Below are 20,162 nucleotides of genomic sequence, written 5' to 3'. Positions count from 1 at the left end.
AGCGGCTGTCGTCCTTGGGTGGGCGGGTCTCGGTGGCGGCCATCAACGGCCCTCGCTCCGTGGTGGTGGCCGGTGAACTGCACGCCGTCGATGGGCTGGTGGAGCACCTGACCGAGGACGGGGTGCGGGTCCGGCGTATCGCGGTGGATTATGCGTCGCATTCGGCTCAGGTCGATCTGATCGGTGCGGAACTGGCCCAGGTCCTGGCGGAGGTGGCTCCGCGTCCGGTGCGGGTGCCGATGTTGTCGACGGTGACCGGCCAGTGGCTGGAAGGGCCGGAACTCGACGCGGGGTACTGGTGTGACAACCTGCGCAACACGGTGGCCTTCGCCCCGGCGATCGGGGAACTGCTGGAGCAGCGGTACCGGGCGTTCGTGGAAGTGAGCCCGCATCCGGTGCTGACGATCGGCATCGGCGAATGCGTGGACGAGGCCGCAGCGGATGCGGTGATCACCGGGACGCTGCGCCGCGACGAGGGCGGGCTGGACCGGGTCTTGGTCTCGGCCGCTGAGCTGTTCGTCCGCGGCATCGCGGTGGACTGGAAGAGCGTGCTGCCAGGCGGTCGCCAGGTCGAGCTGCCCACCTACGCCTTCCAGCACCAGCGGTTCTGGCCGAACGCCAAGCAGAGCGGTGATGCCCGTGTGCTGGGCCTGTCCGCGACAAGGCACCCGCTGCTGGGGGCGGCCGTGGGCCTGGCCGATACCGATGGGATGGTGCTGACCGGCCGGTTGTCGGTGAGTACGCAGCCGTGGCTGGCCGATCACGTGGTGGCGGGCTCGGTCGTGGTGCCGGGCAGCGTGTTCGTGGAACTGGCGGTCCGGGCGGGTGACCAGGTCGGCTGCGATGTGGTCGAGGAGCTGACGCTGAATGCGCCGCTGGCTCTCGCCGAGCACGACGCGGTAGTGGTGCAGGTGTCGGTGGGTGCACCACAGGAGGGCCGCCGGAGCCTGAGCGTGCACACGCGCCTGGCGGACGGCGACGACGACGGGCAGTGGGTGCTCCATGCCACGGGCGCTCTCACCACGGGCCTCGCACCTGCCGAGTCGTTCGATGCGGCGGTGTGGCCGCCGGCCGGCGCGACCGCGATCGAGCTGGGCGGGCTGTACGAGGAACTGGCGGAGGAGGGCGTCGCCTACGGTCCGGCGTTCCAGGGTCTGCGGGCGGCCTGGCGGGGTTCCGACGGCGAGGTGTTCGCCGAGCTGAGCCTGCCGGAGCAGGTCAGCGGCGCAGGGGAGTTCGGGTTGCACCCGGCGCTGCTGGACGCGGCGTTGCACGCGGTGCCTTTCGCCGGGCTGGACACGGCGGGAAGCGGCTGGTCGCCGCTCTCCTGGGGCGAGGTGTGCCTGCACGCGGGCGGCGCGTCGATGCTGCGGGTACGGCTGGCCGGGGCGGGCGGCGATGCGGTGTCGCTGAGCGCGGTCGACGCGACGGGTGCGCCGGTGCTGTCGGTCCGGTCGGTCGTGCTGCGGCCGGTCTCCACCGAGCAGCTTGCTCTTGACGGTCGTGGCTCGGGGCGGGACACGTTGTTCCGGGTGGAGTGGGCCGCCATCACCGGTGCGCCGGAAGCCGCTTGGGCCCCGATGTCGGTGGGGCTGCTCGGCCGCGACACGCTGGGTGCTACGGCGGCGTTGCGGAACGACGCGGCCGGAGAGCCGGGCGGACTGCCGGTCCACGAGGATCTCTCGTCCCTGCTGGAGTCGGGTCCGGTCCCGGGCGTGGTGCTGACGGAGCTGGTCTCGGATCCGGCCGCCGGGGTGGTGGAGTCGGCGCATGAGCTGACCACCCGGGTTCTGGATCTGCTGCAGCGGTGGCTGGCCGATGAGCGGTTCGCCGATTCGCGGCTGGTGTTCCTCACCCGGGGCGCGGTCGTGGCCGATGCCGGTGAGGCGGCGCCGGATCCCGTGCTGGCGGCGGCTCACGGTCTCGTCCGGAGTGCTCAGTCGGAGAATCCGGGCCGGTTCGTGCTCGCCGATGTCGATGGTGAGCTGCCTGGCTCGGTGCTGGCCGGGGTGCTGGCGTCGGATGAGCCGCAGGTTGCGGTACGCGGAGGTGAGGTGCGGGTTCCGCGGCTGGCGCGGCTGGCGCCCGCGGAGACGGCGGAGCGGCCGTGGGATCCGGCTGGGACGGTGTTGATCACTGGTGGGACCGGTGGTCTGGGTGCGTTGTTCGCGCGGCATGTGGTGGCCGAGCGTGGCGTACGGCATCTGCTGCTGACCAGTCGCCGGGGCGTGGAGGCTCCAGGCGCGGTGGAGTTGCGGGCCGAGCTGATCGCGCACGGCGTGGAGGTCACGATCGCGGCGTGCGACATGGCCGACCGGGACGCGGTGGCGGCCCTGCTGGCGCGGGTCCCGGCCGGGCATCCGCTGACCGCGGTGATTCACACCGCCGGTGTGCTGGCCGACGGGACGATCCCGTCACAGACGCCCGAGCGGCTGGACAGCGTGCTGCGGCCGAAGGTGGACGCGGCCTGGCACCTGCACGAACTCACGCGGAGCAGCGACCTGGCCGGGTTCGTGGTGTTCTCCTCGATGGCCGGGGTGACGGGCAACGCCGGTCAGGGCAACTACGCGGCGGCGAACGCGTTCCTGGACGCGCTGGCCCAGCTGCGCCGGGCGCAGAGGTTGCCCGGGTTGTCGCTGGCGTGGGGTCTGTGGGCGCAGGAAACCGGGATGACCGGCGCTCTGGGCGCGATCGAGCTGCGCCGGATAGCGCGGGCGGGCATGCCGGCGCTGTCGGCCGAGCAAGGGCTGGCGGCGTTCGACGCGGCCGCCACGTCGGGGCAGCCGGCGGTAGTCGCGGCACGGCTGGATCTCCCGGTCCTGCGGACGCTTGGCCAGGTGCCGCAGCTCATGCGCGGCCTGGTCCGGGTAGGCCGCCGGTCGGCGGTCTCCACCCCGGTGGGCGGGGACGCGGAGCTGGTACGCAGGCTGGCCGGGCTGGGCGAGACCGAGCAGGTCCGGCTGGTGGTGGAGCTGGTGCGCGCTCAGGCCGCAGTGGTTCTGGGCCACCCGTCGCCGGAGACCGTCCAGGTCCGGCGGGAGTTCCGCGAGCTGGGCTTCGACTCCCTCACCGCCGTGGAGTTGCGCAACCGGTTGAATATCGCGACCGGGTTGCGGTTGCCGGCCACGCTGGTGTTCGACTACCCGACGCCAGTCGTGCTGGCGGAGTTCCTGGTGTCGGAGCTGCTGGGCCGGCAGGACCAGGGCGTGGCCTCCGGCGTGGTGGCCGAGCAGAAAGCCGGAGTGGCGGACGATCCGATCGCGATCGTGGGCATGAGCTGCCGATTCCCCGGCGGGGTGAACTCTCCGGAAGAGCTGTGGCGGCTGCTGTCCGAGGGTGCGGACGCGATCTCGCCGGTCCCGTCCGATCGTGGCTGGGACCTGGACATGTTCTCCGGGACGGGCTTGGACATCCAGGGCGGGTTCCTGGCGGATGTGGCCGGCTTCGACGCGGGGTTCTTCGGGATCTCGCCGCGTGAGGCGCTGGCGATGGACCCCCAGCAGCGGCTGCTGCTGGAGGGGGTGTGGGAGGCGATCGAGCGGACCGGGATCGACCCGGTCTCGCTGAAGGGCAGCCCCACCGGGGTGTTCGTGGGCACCAACGGTCAGGACTACATGAGCCTGATGATGAACGCCGAGGCAGACGTGGAAGGCCACGCCATTACCGGTATGTCGGCCAGCGTGCTGTCGGGTCGCCTGTCCTACACCCTTGGGTTGGAGGGCCCGGCGGTGACGGTGGACACCGCGTGTTCGTCGTCGCTGGTGGCGATGCACATGGCGGCGCAGGCGCTGCGCTCGGGCGAGTGCAGTCTGGCGCTGGCCGGGGGCGCCACGGTGATGACCACCCCGATCGGGTTCATCGGGTTCAGCGCGCAGGGTGGGTTGGCGCCTGATGGGCGGTGCAAGGCGTTCTCCGACACCGCCGACGGTACGACCTGGTCTGAGGGCATGGGTGTGCTGGTCCTGGAGCGGCTGTCGGACGCCCGCCGCAACGGGCATGAGGTACTGGCGGTGCTGCGTGGGTCGGCGATCAACCAGGACGGCGCGTCCAACGGTCTGACCGCGCCGAACGGTCCTTCGCAGCAGCGGGTGATCCGCCAGGCGCTGGCCGTTTCGGGGCTGTCGCCGTCCGAGGTGGACGCGGTGGAGGCGCACGGCACCGGAACCACGCTGGGTGACCCGATCGAGGCCCAGGCTCTGCTGGCCACCTACGGAAAGGGCCGGCCGGAGGGCCGGCCGCTGCTGGTGGGCGCGATCAAGTCGAACTTCGGTCACACGCAGGCCGCCGCCGGCGTCGCCGGTGTGATCAAGATGGTGCTGGCGATGCGGCACGGGATGCTGCCCAAGACGCTGCACGTGGACGAGCCTTCCTCGCACGTGGACTGGACCTCCGGCGCGGTGGAACTGCTGACCGAGTCGGCCGAATGGCCGCTGACCGGTCACCCACGCCGAGCGGGTGTCTCCTCCTTCGGGATCAGCGGCACCAACGCCCACGTCATCCTCGAGCAGGGGCCGGCGGCTCCGCAGGTCGAGGCCGGAACGGTGGCGCGGGACGATGCGCCGGCCGCAGGTGCGGGTGTGCTGCCGGTGCTGGTGTCGGCCCGTACCGCAGGGGTGTTGCGGGCGCAGGCCGCGCGGCTGGCTTCGCACGTGGAGGGCCACCGCGAGGTGGCGCTTGCAGACACGGCGTTCTCGATGGCCACGACCCGTCCGGCGTTCGAGTATCGCGCGGTGGTGCTGGCGAGCGACCGCGAGAGTGCGCTGGCCGGGCTGGGCGCGCTGGCCGAGGATCGGCAGGGTGCGGGTGTGGTGCGCGGCGTGGCGGCGGCGGAGCCGCGGCTTGCGGTGCTGTTCACCGGCCAGGGCAGCCAGCGGGCGGGCATGGGCCGCGAGCTGTACGACCGGTTCCCGGTGTTCGCCCAGGCGCTGGACGCGGTGATCGCGGAGCTGGACCCCCTGCTCGACAGGCCGCTGCGCGACGTCATGTTCGCCGAGACAGAGCTGCTGGATCAGACCGGATGGGCGCAGCCGGCGCTGTTCGCGGTGGAGACCGCGCTGTTCCGGCTGGTGTCCTCGTGGGGGATCCGGCCGGAGGTGCTGGCCGGGCACTCGATCGGGGAGATCACCGCCGCTCACGTGGCCGGGGTGCTGTCGCTGGCCGACGCGTGTGCGTTGGTGGCGGCCCGAGCGCGGCTGATGCAGGCCCTTCCCGCAGGTGGGGCGATGGTGGCGGTGCAGACCTCCGAGGAGGAGGTCGCCGAGCTGCTGGCCGGGCGCGAAGACCAGGTGTCGATCGCGGCGGTGAACGGCCCGGCCTCGATGGTGATCTCCGGGGCCGAGCAGCCGGTCCTTGAGGTCGCCGCCGCGCTGGCGAAGCGCGGGGTGCGCACCAAGCGGTTGCGGGTGTCGCACGCGTTCCACTCGCCGCTGATGGACCCGATGCTGGCGGACTTCCGCACGCTGGCGAGCAGGCTCACCTACAACCCGCCGCGAACTCCGATCGTGTCCACCCTGACCGGAGAGCAGGCCACAGCCGAGCAGCTGTGCTCGCCGGGCTACTGGGTGGATCAGGTCCGTGGCGCGGTCCGCTTCGCCGACGGCGTCCGCACGCTGGAGACTCAGGGCGTACGGGCCTATCTGGAGCTGGGCCCCGACGGGGTCCTGACCGCGATGGCCCAGGACACCCTTGCCGCGGAGATCGACAACGTGCTGGTGCCGGTGCTGCGCCGGGACCGGGACGAGCACGAGGTCGTCATCGAGGCGCTGGCTCAGCTGCACGTGCACGGCGTATCGGTGAACTGGCAGGCGGTGCTCCCTCGCGGGCACCGGGTCGACCTGCCGACCTATGCCTTCCAGCACGAACGGTACTGGCCCGGGGCGGCTTCCCGGGTGGGGAATGTGGCTGCGGCGGGGTTGACGGTGACGGATCATCCGCTGCTGGGCGCCGCCGTGGGTCTGGCCGACTCCGACGGGGTGCTGCTGACCGGCCGTCTGTCGCTCTCGTCGCATCCGTGGCTGGCCGATCACGCGGTGGCCGGGACAGTGATCTTCCCGGGCACCGGATTCCTGGAACTGGCGATCCGCGCGGGCGACCAGGTCGGCTGTGACCTGGTGGAGGAGCTGACCCTGACCGCGCCGCTGGTGCTGACCGAGACCGACGCCGTCGCGGTGCAGGTGTGGGTGGGCGCCGCCCAGGAGACCGGCCACCGGAGCGTGAGCGTCTACGCCCGGTCGGCGCAAGCCGCCGCCGATGTGCCGTGGACGCGGCACGCCACCGGCACGCTCGCGACCGGCGTGTCCACTGCCGTACCGTTCGACGCGGCGGTCTGGCCCCCGCAGGGGGCGACCGAGATCGAGCTGGACGGGCTGTACGAGGGACTGGCCGCGGGCGGGTTCGCATACGGCCCGGTGTTCCAGGGGCTGCGGGCGGCCTGGCGCGGTGCCGACGGTGCGGTGTTCGGCGAGGTCGTCCTGCCCGAGCAGGCGCAGTCGAGCGCGGGTTCGTTCGGGGTGCATCCGGCTCTGCTGGACGCGGCGTTGCACGCGGTGACCTTCGCCGGTCTTGACGAGTCCGAAGGCGGCCGGTTGCCGTTCTCGTGGAGTGAGGTGAGCCTGCACGCCACCGGGGCGGCGATGCTGCGCGTGCGGCTGAGCCGGACCGCCGCCGACTCGGCCACGCTGACGGCGGTGGACGCCGCCGGGGAGCCGGTGCTGTCGGCGCGCTCGCTGGTGCTGCGCCCGTTCTCGCCCGGTCAGATCGCCGCTGCGGGTGATGGCCAGGCGGAGCGCGACGGGCTGTTCCGGCTGGAGTGGACCGCGCTTTCCGATGTTCCGGTGGCCGATCCGGTGCCGGTGGCGATCGTCGGCTTCACGGCCTTCGAGCCGGACGCGCTGGGTCTGGCGGGGACGTGGGATTCGGTCGCGGTTCATCATGATCTTCCGGCGCTGGCCGAGGCGGGCTCGGTGCCAGGTGTGGTGCTGGCCGAGGTCGAGACCGCGTCGGGTGCGGACGCGGTGGCCTCGACGCATCAGGTGACCCGTGGGGTGCTGGGCCTGTTGCAGAGCTGGCTGGCCGAGGAGCGGTTCGCCGAGTCGCGACTGGTGTTCCTCACCCGGGGGGCGGTCGCGGCGGGCGACGGCGAGGAGGTCACCGATCTGGCGGCCGCGGCGGTGTGGGGGATGGTGCGCAGCGCGCAGGCGGAGAACCCGGGCCGGTTCGTGCTGGTGGACGTGGATGAGGAGTCGGTGCGGCTCGGTGCGCTGGGCGGGTTGCTGGGTGGGGTGCTGGTTTCCGGCGAGCCGCAGGTGGCGGTGCGTGGCGGTGGAGTGCGGGCGCCGCGGTTGGCATCGCTGGCGTCGGGGGCGGGTCTGCTGCCTCCGTCCGGTACGGCGTGGAAGCTGGGGAGCAGGGCCAAGGGCAGCCTGGACGCGCTGGAGCTCATCAACTACCCGGGGACGGCCGAGCCGTTGGCGGCCGGGCAGGTGCGGGTGGCGGTGCACGCGGCGGGCGTGAACTTCCGTGACCTGCTGGACGCGCTGCACGCGCTGGGCTGGTTCCAGGACAAGGTCGGCCTGATGGGCGGCGAGGCCGCCGGCGTGGTGCTGGAGGTCGGCCCCGAGGTCGACGACCTGCGCCCGGGGGACCGGGTGGTCTGTCTGACCGAAGGCGCGTTCGGCCCGGTGGTCACCAGCTCCCAGGTCCTGTCCAAGATCCCCGACGGGATTTCGTTCGAGCAGGCGGCGACCATCCCGGTGACGTTCCTGACCGCCTATTACGGGCTGATGGATCTGGCCGGGTTGCGGTCGGGCGAGTCGCTCCTGGTGCACGCCGGCACGGGCGGCGTGGGCATGGCGGCGATCCAGCTGGCCCAGCGGCTGGGGGTCGAGGTGTTCGCGACGGCGAGTCCCGCCAAGTGGGACGTCCTCCGCTCGCTGGGCATCCCCGACGATCACATTGCCTCATCGCGGACCCTGGACTTCGAGGAGCAGTTCCGCGCGGTCTGCGGTGAGCGGGGCATCGATGTGGTGCTCAACTCGCTGACCGGGGAGCCCATCGACGCCTCGGCGCGACTGCTCCGTCCGGGCGGCCGGTTCATCGAGATGGGCAAGCTGGACATCCGCGACCAGGCGCAGTTCCCCGGGCTGACGTACCACTGGTTCGACATGCTGGACGCCGGTGCCGAGCGGCTGCAGCAGATCCTGACCGAGTTGATGGAACTGATCTCGGTCGGTGAGTTGCGGCCGTTGCCGTTCACGGCGTGGGATGTGCGCCGGGGCCGTGAGGCGTTCCGGTTCATGAGCCAGGCCCGCCACACCGGCAAGATCGTGCTGACCATGCCGCGCCGGTGGAACCCGGAAGGCACCGTGCTCGTCACCGGCGGCACCAGTGGCCTGGGTGCGGAGGTGGCCCGCCATCTGGTGGCCGCGCACGGGGTGCGGCATCTGCTGCTGGCCAGCCGCCGAGGCCCCGACGCCCCCGGTGTGACAGAGCTTCACCAGGAGCTGAGCGATCAGGGCGCCCGGGTCACCATCAGCGCCTGCGACATGGCCGACCGGGACGCGGTGGCCGGCCTGCTGGCCGGGGTCGACGCCGAGCATCCGCTGACCGCGGTGATTCACGCGGCTGGAATCGTGGATGACGGGACGATCCCCTCGCTGACACCGGAGCGAGTGGACGCGGTGCTGCGGCCGAAGGTCGATGCGGCCTGGCATCTGCACGAGCTGACCCAGGGCCTGGACCTGGCCGAGTTCGTGGTGTTCTCCTCGCTGGCCGGGCTGATAGGCAACGCGGGGCAGGGCAACTACGCGGCGGCCAATGCCTGGCTGGATGGGTTGATGGCGCAGCGCCGGGTACAGGGGCTGCCGGGGCTGTCGCTCACCTGGGGACTGTGGGCGCAGGCCACCGGGATGACCGGGGGCATGTCGCAGGCCAGCGTGCAGCGGATGGCCGCCGCCGGGATTCCACCGATCAGCACCGAGCAGGGGCTGGCGCTGTTCGACGCGGCCATCGGCTCGGATTCACCGCTTGTGGTCCCCGTGCGGCTGAACCTGTCGGCGATGCCCGCTCACCTGGTGCCGCCGTTGCTGCGCGGGCTGGTGCGGGGCACTCGCCGTACGGCCGCCGCGCTGTCGGCGGCCGGAGGCGGTGGCGCGGGCGAGGCGCTGTCCCGGCAGCTGGCCGCTCTGGCCCACCCGCAGCGGATCCAGCTGCTGGTGGACCTGGTCCGGGCGCAGGCCGCCGCCGTCCTCGGACATTCCTCCGTGGAGGGGGTGGATGTCCGGCGTGAGTTCCGTGAGCTGGGCTTCGACTCGCTGACCGCGCTCGAACTGCGCAACCGGCTCAACGACGCCACCGGGCTGCGCCTGCCCTCCACCCTCGTCTTCGACTACCCCACCCCCACCGCACTCGGCGAGTACCTGCTCAGTGAACTGCTCGGCGTGCACGGCGACGCGATTCCGCCGGTGGTCGCCACCGCGGTGGCGGACGACCAGATCGCCATCGTCTCGATGGCCTGCCGCTTCCCCGGCGAGGTGAGCTCTCCGGAGGATCTGTGGCGGCTGGTCGCCGACGGCCGGGACGCCATCTCCCCGGTGCCCAGGGACCGGGGCTGGCAGGTGCAGGGCGAGCTGGGCTTCCAGGGCGGGTTCCTCGCTGACGCGACCGAATTCGATCCGGGGTTCTTCGGTATTTCGCCGCGTGAGGCGCTGGCGATGGATCCGCAGCAGCGGTTGCTGCTGGAGGCGTCCTGGGAGGCGGTCGAGCGGGCGGGGATCGACCCGGTCTCGTTGCGCGGCAGCCGTACCGGTGTGTGGGCCGGGGCGATCTTCCACGACTACGGGATGAGCGCTGAGTTCTCGCCGGATGTGATGACCTTCGTCAGCACCGGTAGCGCCGGGAGCATCCTCACCGGCCGTGTCGCGTACGCGCTGGGTCTTGAGGGTCCGGCGGTGACGGTGGACACCGCGTGTTCTTCGTCGCTGGTGGCGATGCACATGGCCGCGCAGGCGCTGCGCTCGGGCGAGTGCGATCTGGCGCTGGCCGGCGGCGTGAGCGTGATGGCCACGCCGGGCGTGTTCATCGACTTCAGCGCGCAGGGCGGGCTGGCCGGCGATGGGCGGTGCAAGGCGTTCTCCGACACCGCGGACGGCACCGGCTGGTCCGAGGGCGTCGGCCTGGTGATGCTGGAGCGGCTGTCTGACGCCCGCCGCAACGGCCACCATGTGCTCGCGGTCGTGCGTGGCTCCGCCGTCAACCAGGACGGCGCGTCGAACGGGCTGACCGCGCCGAACGGTCCTTCTCAGCAGCGGGTGATCCGCCAGGCGCTGGCCGTCGCGGGATTGTCCGCCGCGGACGTGGACGCGGTCGAGGCGCACGGCACGGGTACGACGCTGGGTGACCCGATCGAGGCGCAGGCGCTGCTGGCGACCTATGGGCAGGATCGGGAGGAGGGCCGGCCGCTGCTGCTGGGTTCGGTGAAGTCGAACCTCGGTCACACGCAGGCGGCTGCGGGTGTGGCCGGTGTGATCAAGATGGTCCTGGCGATGCGGCACGGGGTGCTGCCTCAGACGTTGCACGTGGATGCGCCATCGTCGCACGTGGACTGGGCCTCTGGCGCGGTGGAGCTGCTGACCGAGCCGGTGGAGTGGCAGCAGAACGGTCACCCACGCCGGGCGGGCGTGTCCTCCTTCGGGATCAGCGGCACCAACGCGCACGTGATCTTGGAGCAGGGGCCGGAGGCTCCTGTAACGGAGCCGGTGGAACAGGCGCCGGGTGTCGTGCCGTGGGTGGTCTCGGCGAAGACCGAGGAGTCGTTGCGTGGCCAGGCCCGTCGTCTGGCGGCGCACGTGGAGGCCGGCGATCTGAACCCGGTCGACACGGCGTTCTCGCTGGTGGTGTCGCGGTCGGCGTTCGAGCACCGCGCGGTGGTGGTCGGCCACGACCGCGAGGAACTACTGGCGGGCCTGTCCGTGGTCGAGGCCGGTGAGTCGGCGGCTCGGGTGATCGCGGGAGTGGCCGACGTCGATGGGAAGTCGGTGTGGGTGTTCCCGGGTCAGGGAGCGCAGTGGGTTGGCATGGGCGGGCGGCTGCTTGAGGAGTCGCCGGTTTTCGCGGGCCGGATGGCGGAGTGCGCGGCGGCGTTGGAGCCGTTCGTGGACTGGTCGCTGCTGGACGTGATCCGGCAGGCCGAGGACGCTCCGTCGCTGGATCGGGTGGATGTGGTCCAGCCGGTGTCCTTCGCGGTGATGGTGTCGCTGGCCGCGGTCTGGGAGTCCCTGGGTGTTCGCCCCGACGCCGTGGTCGGCCACTCGCAGGGCGAGATCGCCGCCGCCGTGGTCGCGGGTGGCCTCTCGTTGCAGGACGGTGCCCGGATAGTGGCGTTGCGCAGCCGTCTGATCGCCGACCGGCTGGCGGGGCTTGGCGCGATGGCGTCGGTGGCGTTGCCGGTCGAGCGGGTCCGTGAGCGGCTGGCCGTCTGGGATGGCCGGGTGTCGGTCGCGGCCATCAACGGCCCCAGTTCGGTGGTGGTGGCCGGTGAGGTCGTCGCGGTCGAGGAACTGGTTGAGCGGCTTGCCGCGGATGAGGTGCGGGTCCGGCGTATCGCGGTGGACTATGCCTCGCATTCGGCTCAGGTCGATCTGATCGGTGCGGAACTGGCCCAGGTCCTGGCGGAAGTGGCTCCGCGTCCGGTGCGGGTGCCGATGCTGTCGACGGTGACCGGTCAGTGGCTGGAAGGGCCGGAACTCGACGCGGCGTATTGGTGTGACAACCTGCGCAACACGGTGGCCTTCGCCCCGGCGATCGGGCAGCTGCTGGAGCAGCGATACCGGGCGTTCGTGGAGGTGAGTCCGCACCCGGTGCTGACGATCGGCATCGGGGAGTGCGTGGACGAGGCTGCGGTGGACGCGGTGATCGCCGGGACCTTGCGCCGGGATGAAGGCGGGCTGGACCGTCTCCTGGTCTCGGCGGCCGAGCTGTTCGTGCGCGGCGTGGCGGTGGACTGGCCGGCGGTACTGGCCGGTGGGCGCAGGGTCGATCTGCCGACCTACGCCTTCCAGCACCAGCGGTTCTGGCCGAACGCCAAGCAGAGCGGTGATGCCCGTGTGCTGGGCCTGTCCGCGACAAGGCACCCGCTGCTGGGCGCGGCGATGTCGCTGGCCAACTCCGACGGGGTGGTCCTGACCGGGAGGTTGTCGGTGAGCGCCCAGCCGTGGCTCGCCGATCACATGGTGGCGGGCTCGGTGGTGGTGCCGGGCAGCGTGTTCGTGGAGCTGGCGATCAGGGCGGGTGACCAGGTCGGCTGCGATTTGGTGGAGGAGTTGGCGCTGGTCGCGCCGCTGGCGCTGGGCGAGGGTGCGGCCGTCGCGGTCCAGGTATGGGTCGATGCCACGGAGGAGCAGGGCCGCCGAAGCCTGAGCGTCTACTCCCGGTCGGCGGACGCGGCCGATGATGTGCGGTGGGTGCTGCACGCCACCGGCACGCTCGCGACCGGTGCTCCGGAAGCCGTGCCGTTCGACGCGGCGGTGTGGCCCCCAGCCGGGACGACCGCCATCGACCTGGATGGCCTTTACGATGAGCTGGCCACCCGAGGGCTGGCATACGGTCCGGCGTTCCAGGGTCTGCGGGCGGCCTGGCAGGGTGCTGACGGTGAGATCTTCGCCGAGCTGAGCTTGCCGGAGCACGTCGGCGGAGCGGATTCGTTCGGGTTGCACCCGGCGTTGCTGGACGCGGTCCTGCAGGTGACGCCGATCGCCGATGCCGAGGCTGTCCAGGAACCGTTCTCCTGGGGTGAGGTGTGCCTGCACGCGGGCGGCGCCTCGATGCTGCGGGTACGGCTGGCCGGGGCGGGCGACGACGCTGTGTCGCTGAGCGCGGTCGACGCGTCCGGGTCGCCGGTGGTGACGGCCCGGTCGGTGGTCCTGCGACCGATCTCCACCGAGCAGCTCGCTCTGAATGGTCGTGACGCCGGGCGGGACGCGTTGTTCCGGGTGGAGTGGGCCCCCATGGCCGGTACGCCGGAGGCCGCTGGGGCACCGGCAACGGTGGGCCTGCTCGGCCGGGACACACTGGGCGCCGCAGCGGCGTTGCGGGCAGCCGGCGACAACGCGGCCGAAGAGTCGAGCGGACTTTCGGTCCACGAGGATCTCTCGTCCCTGCTGGAGTCGGGTCCGGTCCCGGGCGTGGTGTTGACGGAGCTGATCACGGATCCGGCCGCCGGAGTGGTGGAGTCGGCGCATGCGCTGACCACCCGCGTTCTGGATCTGGTACAGCGGTGGCTGGCCGATGAGCGGTTGGCCGACTCGCGTCTGGTGTTCCTTACTCGGGCTGCGGTCGCGACCGAGGGCGAAGCGGCGCCGGATCCGGTGGTGGCCGCAGCTCGAGGTCTTGTCCGTAGCGCCCAGTCGGAGAATCCGGGCCGGTTCGCACTGGTCGATGTGGACGATCAGGAGATCTCCGTATCGCTGCTGGCCGGAGTGCTGGCGTCAGACGAGCCGCAGGTGGCGGTGCGCGGGGATGAGGTGCGGGTGGCCCGGCTCGCGCGGGTGGTGCCCGGCCCCCAGGTCGAACGGCCGTGGGATCCGGACGGCACAGTGTTGATCACTGGCGGGACCGGTGGCCTTGGCGCGCTGTTCGCCCGGCATCTGGTGGCCGAGCGCGGGGTGCGGCATCTGCTGCTGACCAGTCGCCGGGGCCTGGAGGCTCCGGGTGCGGTGGAGTTGCAGGCCGAGCTGATCGCGCACGGCGTCGAGGTCACGATCGCGTCCTGCGATGTGTCCGACCGGGACCACGTGGCTGCCCTGCTGGCGCAGGTGCCGGCCGAGCATCCGCTGACCGCGGTCATTCACACGGCGGGTGTGCTGGATGACGGCACGATTCCCGCGCTGACGCCGGAGCGGCTGGACGCGGTGCTGCGTCCCAAGGTGGACGCCGCCTGGCACCTGCACGAGCTCACCAAGGACCTGGACCTCGCGGCGTTCGTGGTCTTCTCCTCCCTCGCGGGGGTGCTGGGCAACGCCGGTCAGGGCAACTACGCGGCGGCCAACGCGTTCCTCGACTCGCTGGCCCAGCTGCGCCGGGCGCAGGGGCTGCCCGGGTTGTCGCTGGCCTGGGGCTTGTGGGCGCAGGAAACCGGGATGACCGGTGGCCTCGGCGCGATCGAGCTGCGCCGGATAGCGCGGGCGGGCATGCCGCCGCTGTCGCCCGAGGAAGGACTCGCGGCGTTCGAGTCGGCTGCCACGTCGGCGCAGCCGGCGGTGGTGCCGGTGCGGCTGGATCTACCGGTCCTGCGCACGTTCCCTGAGGTGCCGCATCTGATGCGGGGCCTGGTGCGGGCAGGCCGCCGATCGGCGGTCTCCACCCCGGTGGCCGGCGACGCGGAGCTGGTACGGCGGCTGGTCGGGCTGGGCGAGAACGAGCAGGTGCGGCTGGTGGTCGAGCTGGTGCGCGCTCAGGCCGCGGTGGTGCTGGGGCACCCGTCGGCGGACGCGGTCCAGCCGCGGCGTGAGTTCCGCGAGCTGGGCTTCGACTCCCTCACCGCCGTGGAGTTGCGTAACCGGTTGAACACGGCGACGGGGCTGCGGCTGCCGGCCACGCTGGTGTTCGACTACCCGACGCCGGCCGTGCTGGCCCGATTCCTGGTGTCGGAGTTGCTGGGTCGCCAGGACCAGGCCGTGGCCTCGGGTGTGGTGGCCGCGCAGAAGGCGGGAGTCGCGGGCGATCCCATCGTGATTGTGGGCATGAGCTGCCGGTTCCCCGGCGAGGTGAACTCGCCGGAAGAGCTGTGGCGGCTGCTGTCCGAAGGCGAGGACGCGATCACCCCCTTCCCCACCGATCGCGGCTGGGACATGGAGATGCTGTTCGGGTCGGCCGGCCGGGGCAGCAGCGCGACCGATCAGGGCGGGTTCCTGCCTGATGTGGCCGGGTTCGACGCCGGGTTCTTCGGGATCTCGCCGCGTGAGGCGCTGGCGATGGACCCGCAGCAGCGGTTGCTGCTGGAAGGGGTGTGGGAGGCCGTCGAGCGGGCCGGGATCGACCCGGTCTCGCTGAAGGGCAGCCAGACCGGCGTGTTCGTCGGCACCAACGGCCAGGACTACTCAAGCTTGATCGTGAGCGCTCAGGCGGATGTCCAAGGCCATGGCGTCACCGGTCTGTCGGCCAGCGTGTTGTCCGGCCGTCTCTCGTACACGCTGGGTCTTGAGGGCCCGGCGGTGACGGTGGACACCGCGTGTTCTTCGTCGCTGGTGGCGATGCACCTCGGGGTGCAGGCGCTGCGCTCGGGCGAGTGCGATCTGGCGCTGACCGGTGGCGCGACGGTGATGGCCTCGCCGCTGGGGATCATCGGTTTCAGCGCCCAGGGCGGGCTGGCGCAGGACGGCCGGTGCAAGGCCTTCGCCGACACGGCGGACGGCACCAGCTATTCCGAGGGCGTGGGCATGCTGGTCCTGGAGCGGCTGTCGGACGCCCGCCGCAACGGGCATCAGGTGCTGGCGATCGTCCGTGGTTCGGCGATCAACCAGGACGGCGCGTCCAACGGCCTGACCGCTCCAAATGGTCCCTCGCAGCAGCGGGTGATCCGGCAGGCGCTGGCCAATGCCGGAGTGTCGCCGTCCGAGGTGGACGCGGTCGAGGCACACGGCACGGGAACCGCGCTGGGCGACCCGATCGAGGCCCAGGCGCTGCTGGCGACCTACGGCAAGGACAGGCAGGAGGACCGCCCGCTGCTGTTGGGCGCGATCAAGTCCAACATCGGTCACACGCAGGCGGCGGCGGGTGTCGCCGGTGTGATCAAGATGGTGCTGGCCCTCCGGCATGGCGTGCTGCCCAAGACGCTGCACGTGGACGAGCCGTCCTCGCACGTGGACTGGACCTCGGGCGCGGTGGAACTGCTGACCGAGCCCGCCGAATGGCCGCGGACCGGCCGTCCGCGCCGGGCGGGTGTCTCCTCCTTCGGGATCAGCGGCACCAACGCCCACGTGATCTTGGAGGAGGGGCCGGAGGTTCCGGCCGGTCCGGATGCGGAGGATCAGGCGCCGCCCGCTGGTGTGGTGCCGGTGCTGGTCTCGGCCAAGACGGATCAGGCGTTGCGGGCGCAGGCCGAGCGGCTGGTCTCGCATGTGCGGGAGCGCGGTGAGGTTGCGCTGGCCGATACGGCGTTCGCGCTGGCCACGACGCGGTCGGCGTTCGAGCATCGTGCGGTGGTGCTGGCCGGAGACCGTGATGGTCTGCTTGCCGGGCTGGGCGCGCTGGCGGAGGACCGGCCGGGTGCGGGTGTGCTGCGCGCGGTGGCCGGGGCGGAGCCGCAGCTGGCGGTGTTGTTCACCGGTCAGGGCAGTCAGCGGGCGGGCATGGGCCGGGAGCTGTATGACCGGTTCCCGGTGTTCGCGCAGGCGCTGGACGAGGTGATCGCCGAGCTGGAGCCTTCGCTTGAGCCGATCGGGCTGGGTCGTTCGTTGCGCGAGGTCCTGTTCGCCGAGCCGGGCACGCCCGAAGCCGATGCGCTGGACCAGACCGGATGGGCGCAGCCGGCGCTGTTCGCGCTGGAGACCGCCCTGTTCCGGCTGGTCGAGTCCTGGGGCGTGGTGCCGGATGTGCTGGCCGGCCATTCGATCGGGGAGATCACCGCCGCGCACGTGGCCGGGGTGCTGTCCCTGAGCGATGCGTGCGCGCTGGTGGCGGCCCGGGCGCGGTTGATGCAGGCGCTGCCCGCGGGTGGGGCGATGGTCGCGGTCCAGGCGTCCGAGGATCAGGTTGCCGATTTGCTGGCCGGGCGTTCGGGTGAGGTGTCGATCGCGGCGGTCAACGGTCCTGCCTCGCTGGTGCTCTCCGGTGCCGAGGAGGCGGTGCTTGAGGTCGCCGCCGCGCTGGAATCCCAGGGCGTCAGGACGCGGCGGTTGCGGGTCTCGCACGCGTTCCACTCGCCGCTGATGGACCCGATGCTGGAAGACTTCCGCACGCTGGCGAGCAGGCTCGCCTACAACCCGCCGCGTATCCCCATCGTGTCGACCCTGACCGGCCAGGCGGCCACGACCGAGCAGGTGTGCTCGCCGGGCTACTGGGTGGACCAGGTCCGTGGCGCGGTCCGCTTCGCCGACGGCGTCCGCACGCTGGAGACTCAGGGCGTACGGGCCTATCTGGAGCTGGGCCCCGACGGGGTCCTGACCGCGATGGCCCAGGACACCCTTGCCGCGGAGATCGACAACGTGCTCGTGCCGGTGCTGCGCAAGGATCGAGACGAGCACACGGCGGTGCTGACGGCGCTGGCCCGGCTGCACGTGCACGGGGTGCCGGTGGACTGGCGGGCGGTGCTCCCGAGGGGAGGCCGGGTCGATCTGCCCACCTACCCCTTCGAGCACCGCAGGTACTGGCCCGACAGCGCCGGTTCCGGCGGAGGGAACGTGGCGGCGGCGGGCCTGGCCGCCGCGGATCACCCGCTGCTGAGCGCGGCGGTCGGGTTGGCCGACTCCGATGGGATGGTGCTGACGGGACGTATCTCGCTGCGAACGCATCCGTGGCTGGCCGATCACGCGGTGGCCGGGACGGTGGTCTTCCCCGGCACCGGGTTCCTTGAGCTGGCGGTCCGGGCGGGTGACCAGGTCGGCTGCGATGTGGTCGAGGAGCTGACGCTGGTCGCGCCGCTGGTGCTGGGCGAGGGCGAGGCGGTCGCGGTGCAGACCGCGGTGGCCGCGCCGGAGGAGTCGGGCCACCGGAGCGTGAACGTCTACGCCCGCTCGGCGCAGGCCGGGGAGGATGTGCCGTGGGTGCGGCACGCCACCGGCACGCTCGCGACCGGTTCTCCGGCAGCAGGGTCGTTCGATGCGGCGGTTTGGCCGCCGACCGGCGCGACCGCCGTCGAACTGGACGGCTTCTACGACGAGCTGGCAGACCAGGGACTGGAATACGGTCCGGTGTTCCAGGGGCTGCGGGCGGCCTGGCAGCGCGATGGTGAGATCTTCGCCGAGGTGGCGCTGCCCGAGCAGGCGCAGTCCGAGGCGGGTGCGTTCGGTTTGCATCCGGCTTTGCTGGACGCCGCGCTGCACGCGGTGATCTTCGCCGGTCTTGACGATTCCGAGGGTGGCCTGGTGCCGTTCTCGTGGGCCGGGGTGTCCCTGGAGGCCGGCGGAGCGTCGGCGTTGCGGGTCCGGCTGGCCCGCACCGCTGACGACTCGGTGGAGCTGGCGGCGGTCGACGCGGCGGGCGCGCCGGTGGTGTCGGCGCGGTCGGTGGGGCTGCGGCCGGTCTCCGCCGGAGAACTGGCCGGGCCGGACCGCGGCATCGGCTGGGAATCGCTGTTCGGGGTCGAGTGGAAGGCCGTGGCGGGCACGCCGGAGACCGGGGAGACCGGCGACGTGGCGGTGTTCGGATTGGACGACTTGGGAGCGGCCACCGCGGATGCGGTACCGCCCGTGGTGGTGCTGGAGGTGGCCTCGGATCCGGCGGGTGGAGCGGTGGAGTCGGCGCACATGCTGACCACCCAGGTGCTGGGGGTCGTGCAGCAGTGGCTGGCCGATGAGCGGTTCGCCGATTCGCGTCTGGTGTTCCTCACCCGGGGTGCGATCGCCGCGGGTGACGGTGAGACGGTCGCGGATCTGCCGGCTTCCGCGGTGTGGGGTCTGGTCCGCAGCGCCCAGTCGGAGAACCCGGACCAGTTCGTGCTGGTCGACGCGGACGAGCACGAGATCTCCGCACCGGTGCTGGCCGGGGTCCTGGCGTCAGGCGAGCCGCAGGTGGCGGTGCGCGAGGGTGAGATGCTGGTGCCGCGGCTGGCGCGGGTACTGCCCGATAGCCCTGACATCTCCGATATCGACTCGGTTGAGGACGGTGCTCGTCCGTGGGCTCCGGACGGCACAGTGTTGATCACTGGCGGGACCGGTGGTCTGGGTGCGCTGTTCGCCCGGCATGTGGTGGTTGAACGCGGTGTTCGGCACCTCTTGCTGGTCAGCCGGAGGGGCCTGGATGCTCCGGGCGCGGTGGACCTGCAGGCTGAGCTGATCGCGTACGGCGCCGAGGTCGAGATCGCCACCTGTGACCTGGCCGACCGGGACCAGGTCGCGGACCTGCTGGCCGGGATCGATGCCGGACATCCGCTGACCGCGATCATTCACACCGCCGGTGTGCTGGCCGATGGGACGATCCCGTCGCTGTCGGCCGAGCGGCTGGACAGTGTGCTGCGGCCGAAGGTGGACGCGGCCTGGCACCTGCACGAGCTCACCCAGGACATGGACCTGGCCGGGTTCGTGGTCTTCTCCGCGCTCGCGGGTGTCGTCGGTGCGCCTGGTCAGGGCAACTACGCGGCGGCGAACGCGTTCCTGGACGCCCTGGCCCAGCTGCGCCGCGCGCGGGGGCTGGCCGGGTTGTCGCTGGCCTGGGGTTCGTGGGCTCAGGACAGCGGCATGACCGGCACGTTGAGCGGCACCGAGCTGCGGCGGGTCACCCGCCCGGGCATGCCGCCGCTGTCGGCCGAGCACGGTCTTGCCGCCTTCGAAGCGGCCGTCGCCTCGGCCCGGGCGATGGTGGTGCCGGTGCGGCTGGACCTGCCGGTGCTGCGAGCGATGGGCGAGGTCCCGCACCTGATGCGCGGCTTGGTCCGCGTCGGCCGCCGCTCCGCGGCCTCCACCTCCGCAGGGGGCGGGGAAGAACTGGTCCGCCGCCTGGCGGAACTGGACGAGGCCGAGCAGGTGCGGCTGGTGACGGAGCTGGTGCGCACGCAGGCGGCACTGGTCCTGGCACACGAGTCGGCAGAGGCGATCCAGCCGGGACGGGAGTTCCGCGAACTGGGCTTCGATTCCCTCACCACGGTGGAGCTGCGCAACCGGCTGAACGCGGTGACGGGACTGCGGCTGCAGGCCACCGTCATCTTCGACTACCCCACCCCCGCGAGCCTCGCCGAACATCTCCTGGCGGAAATCGCGCCCGGGGAGAACAAGGCCACGGAACTGTCCTTGCTGGCCGATCTCAATCGCTTCGAGACGGCGCTTTCCGGCCACGCGCTGAACGAGGTCGCGAGAAACGGCATCGTCACCCGGCTGCGCCACCTGCTGGCGACGGTGAGCGAGACCGGCACGGAGACTAGTGAAATTACCGTCGCCGAAGTGCTCGAATCGGCGAGTACCAAGGACATTCTCGGCTTCATCGAAAGCGAGCTGGGCCGCCTCAAGGATCTGTGA

The 20,162-nt window shown here is 71.8% G+C and carries 1 protein-coding gene (only partly in view); it reads left to right on the top strand.

Annotated elements, in window-relative coordinates:
* On the top strand, positions 1-20,162 hold the final stretch of the coding sequence (locus ABGB08_RS22900) for an SDR family NAD(P)-dependent oxidoreductase (protein WP_347593462.1). It extends 29,041 nt beyond the left edge of the window; 20,162 of the gene's 49,203 nt are visible here — the last part of the coding sequence; the start codon falls outside the window, past its left edge; it ends in the stop codon at positions 20,160-20,162.

This window comes from Acrocarpospora sp. B8E8 (assembly GCF_039871605.1).
Lineage (GTDB): Bacteria > Actinomycetota > Actinomycetes > Streptosporangiales > Streptosporangiaceae > Acrocarpospora > Acrocarpospora macrocephala.
Note: the sequence above shows the minus strand (reverse complement) of the source record. Positions and strands in the feature narration are given on the sequence as shown.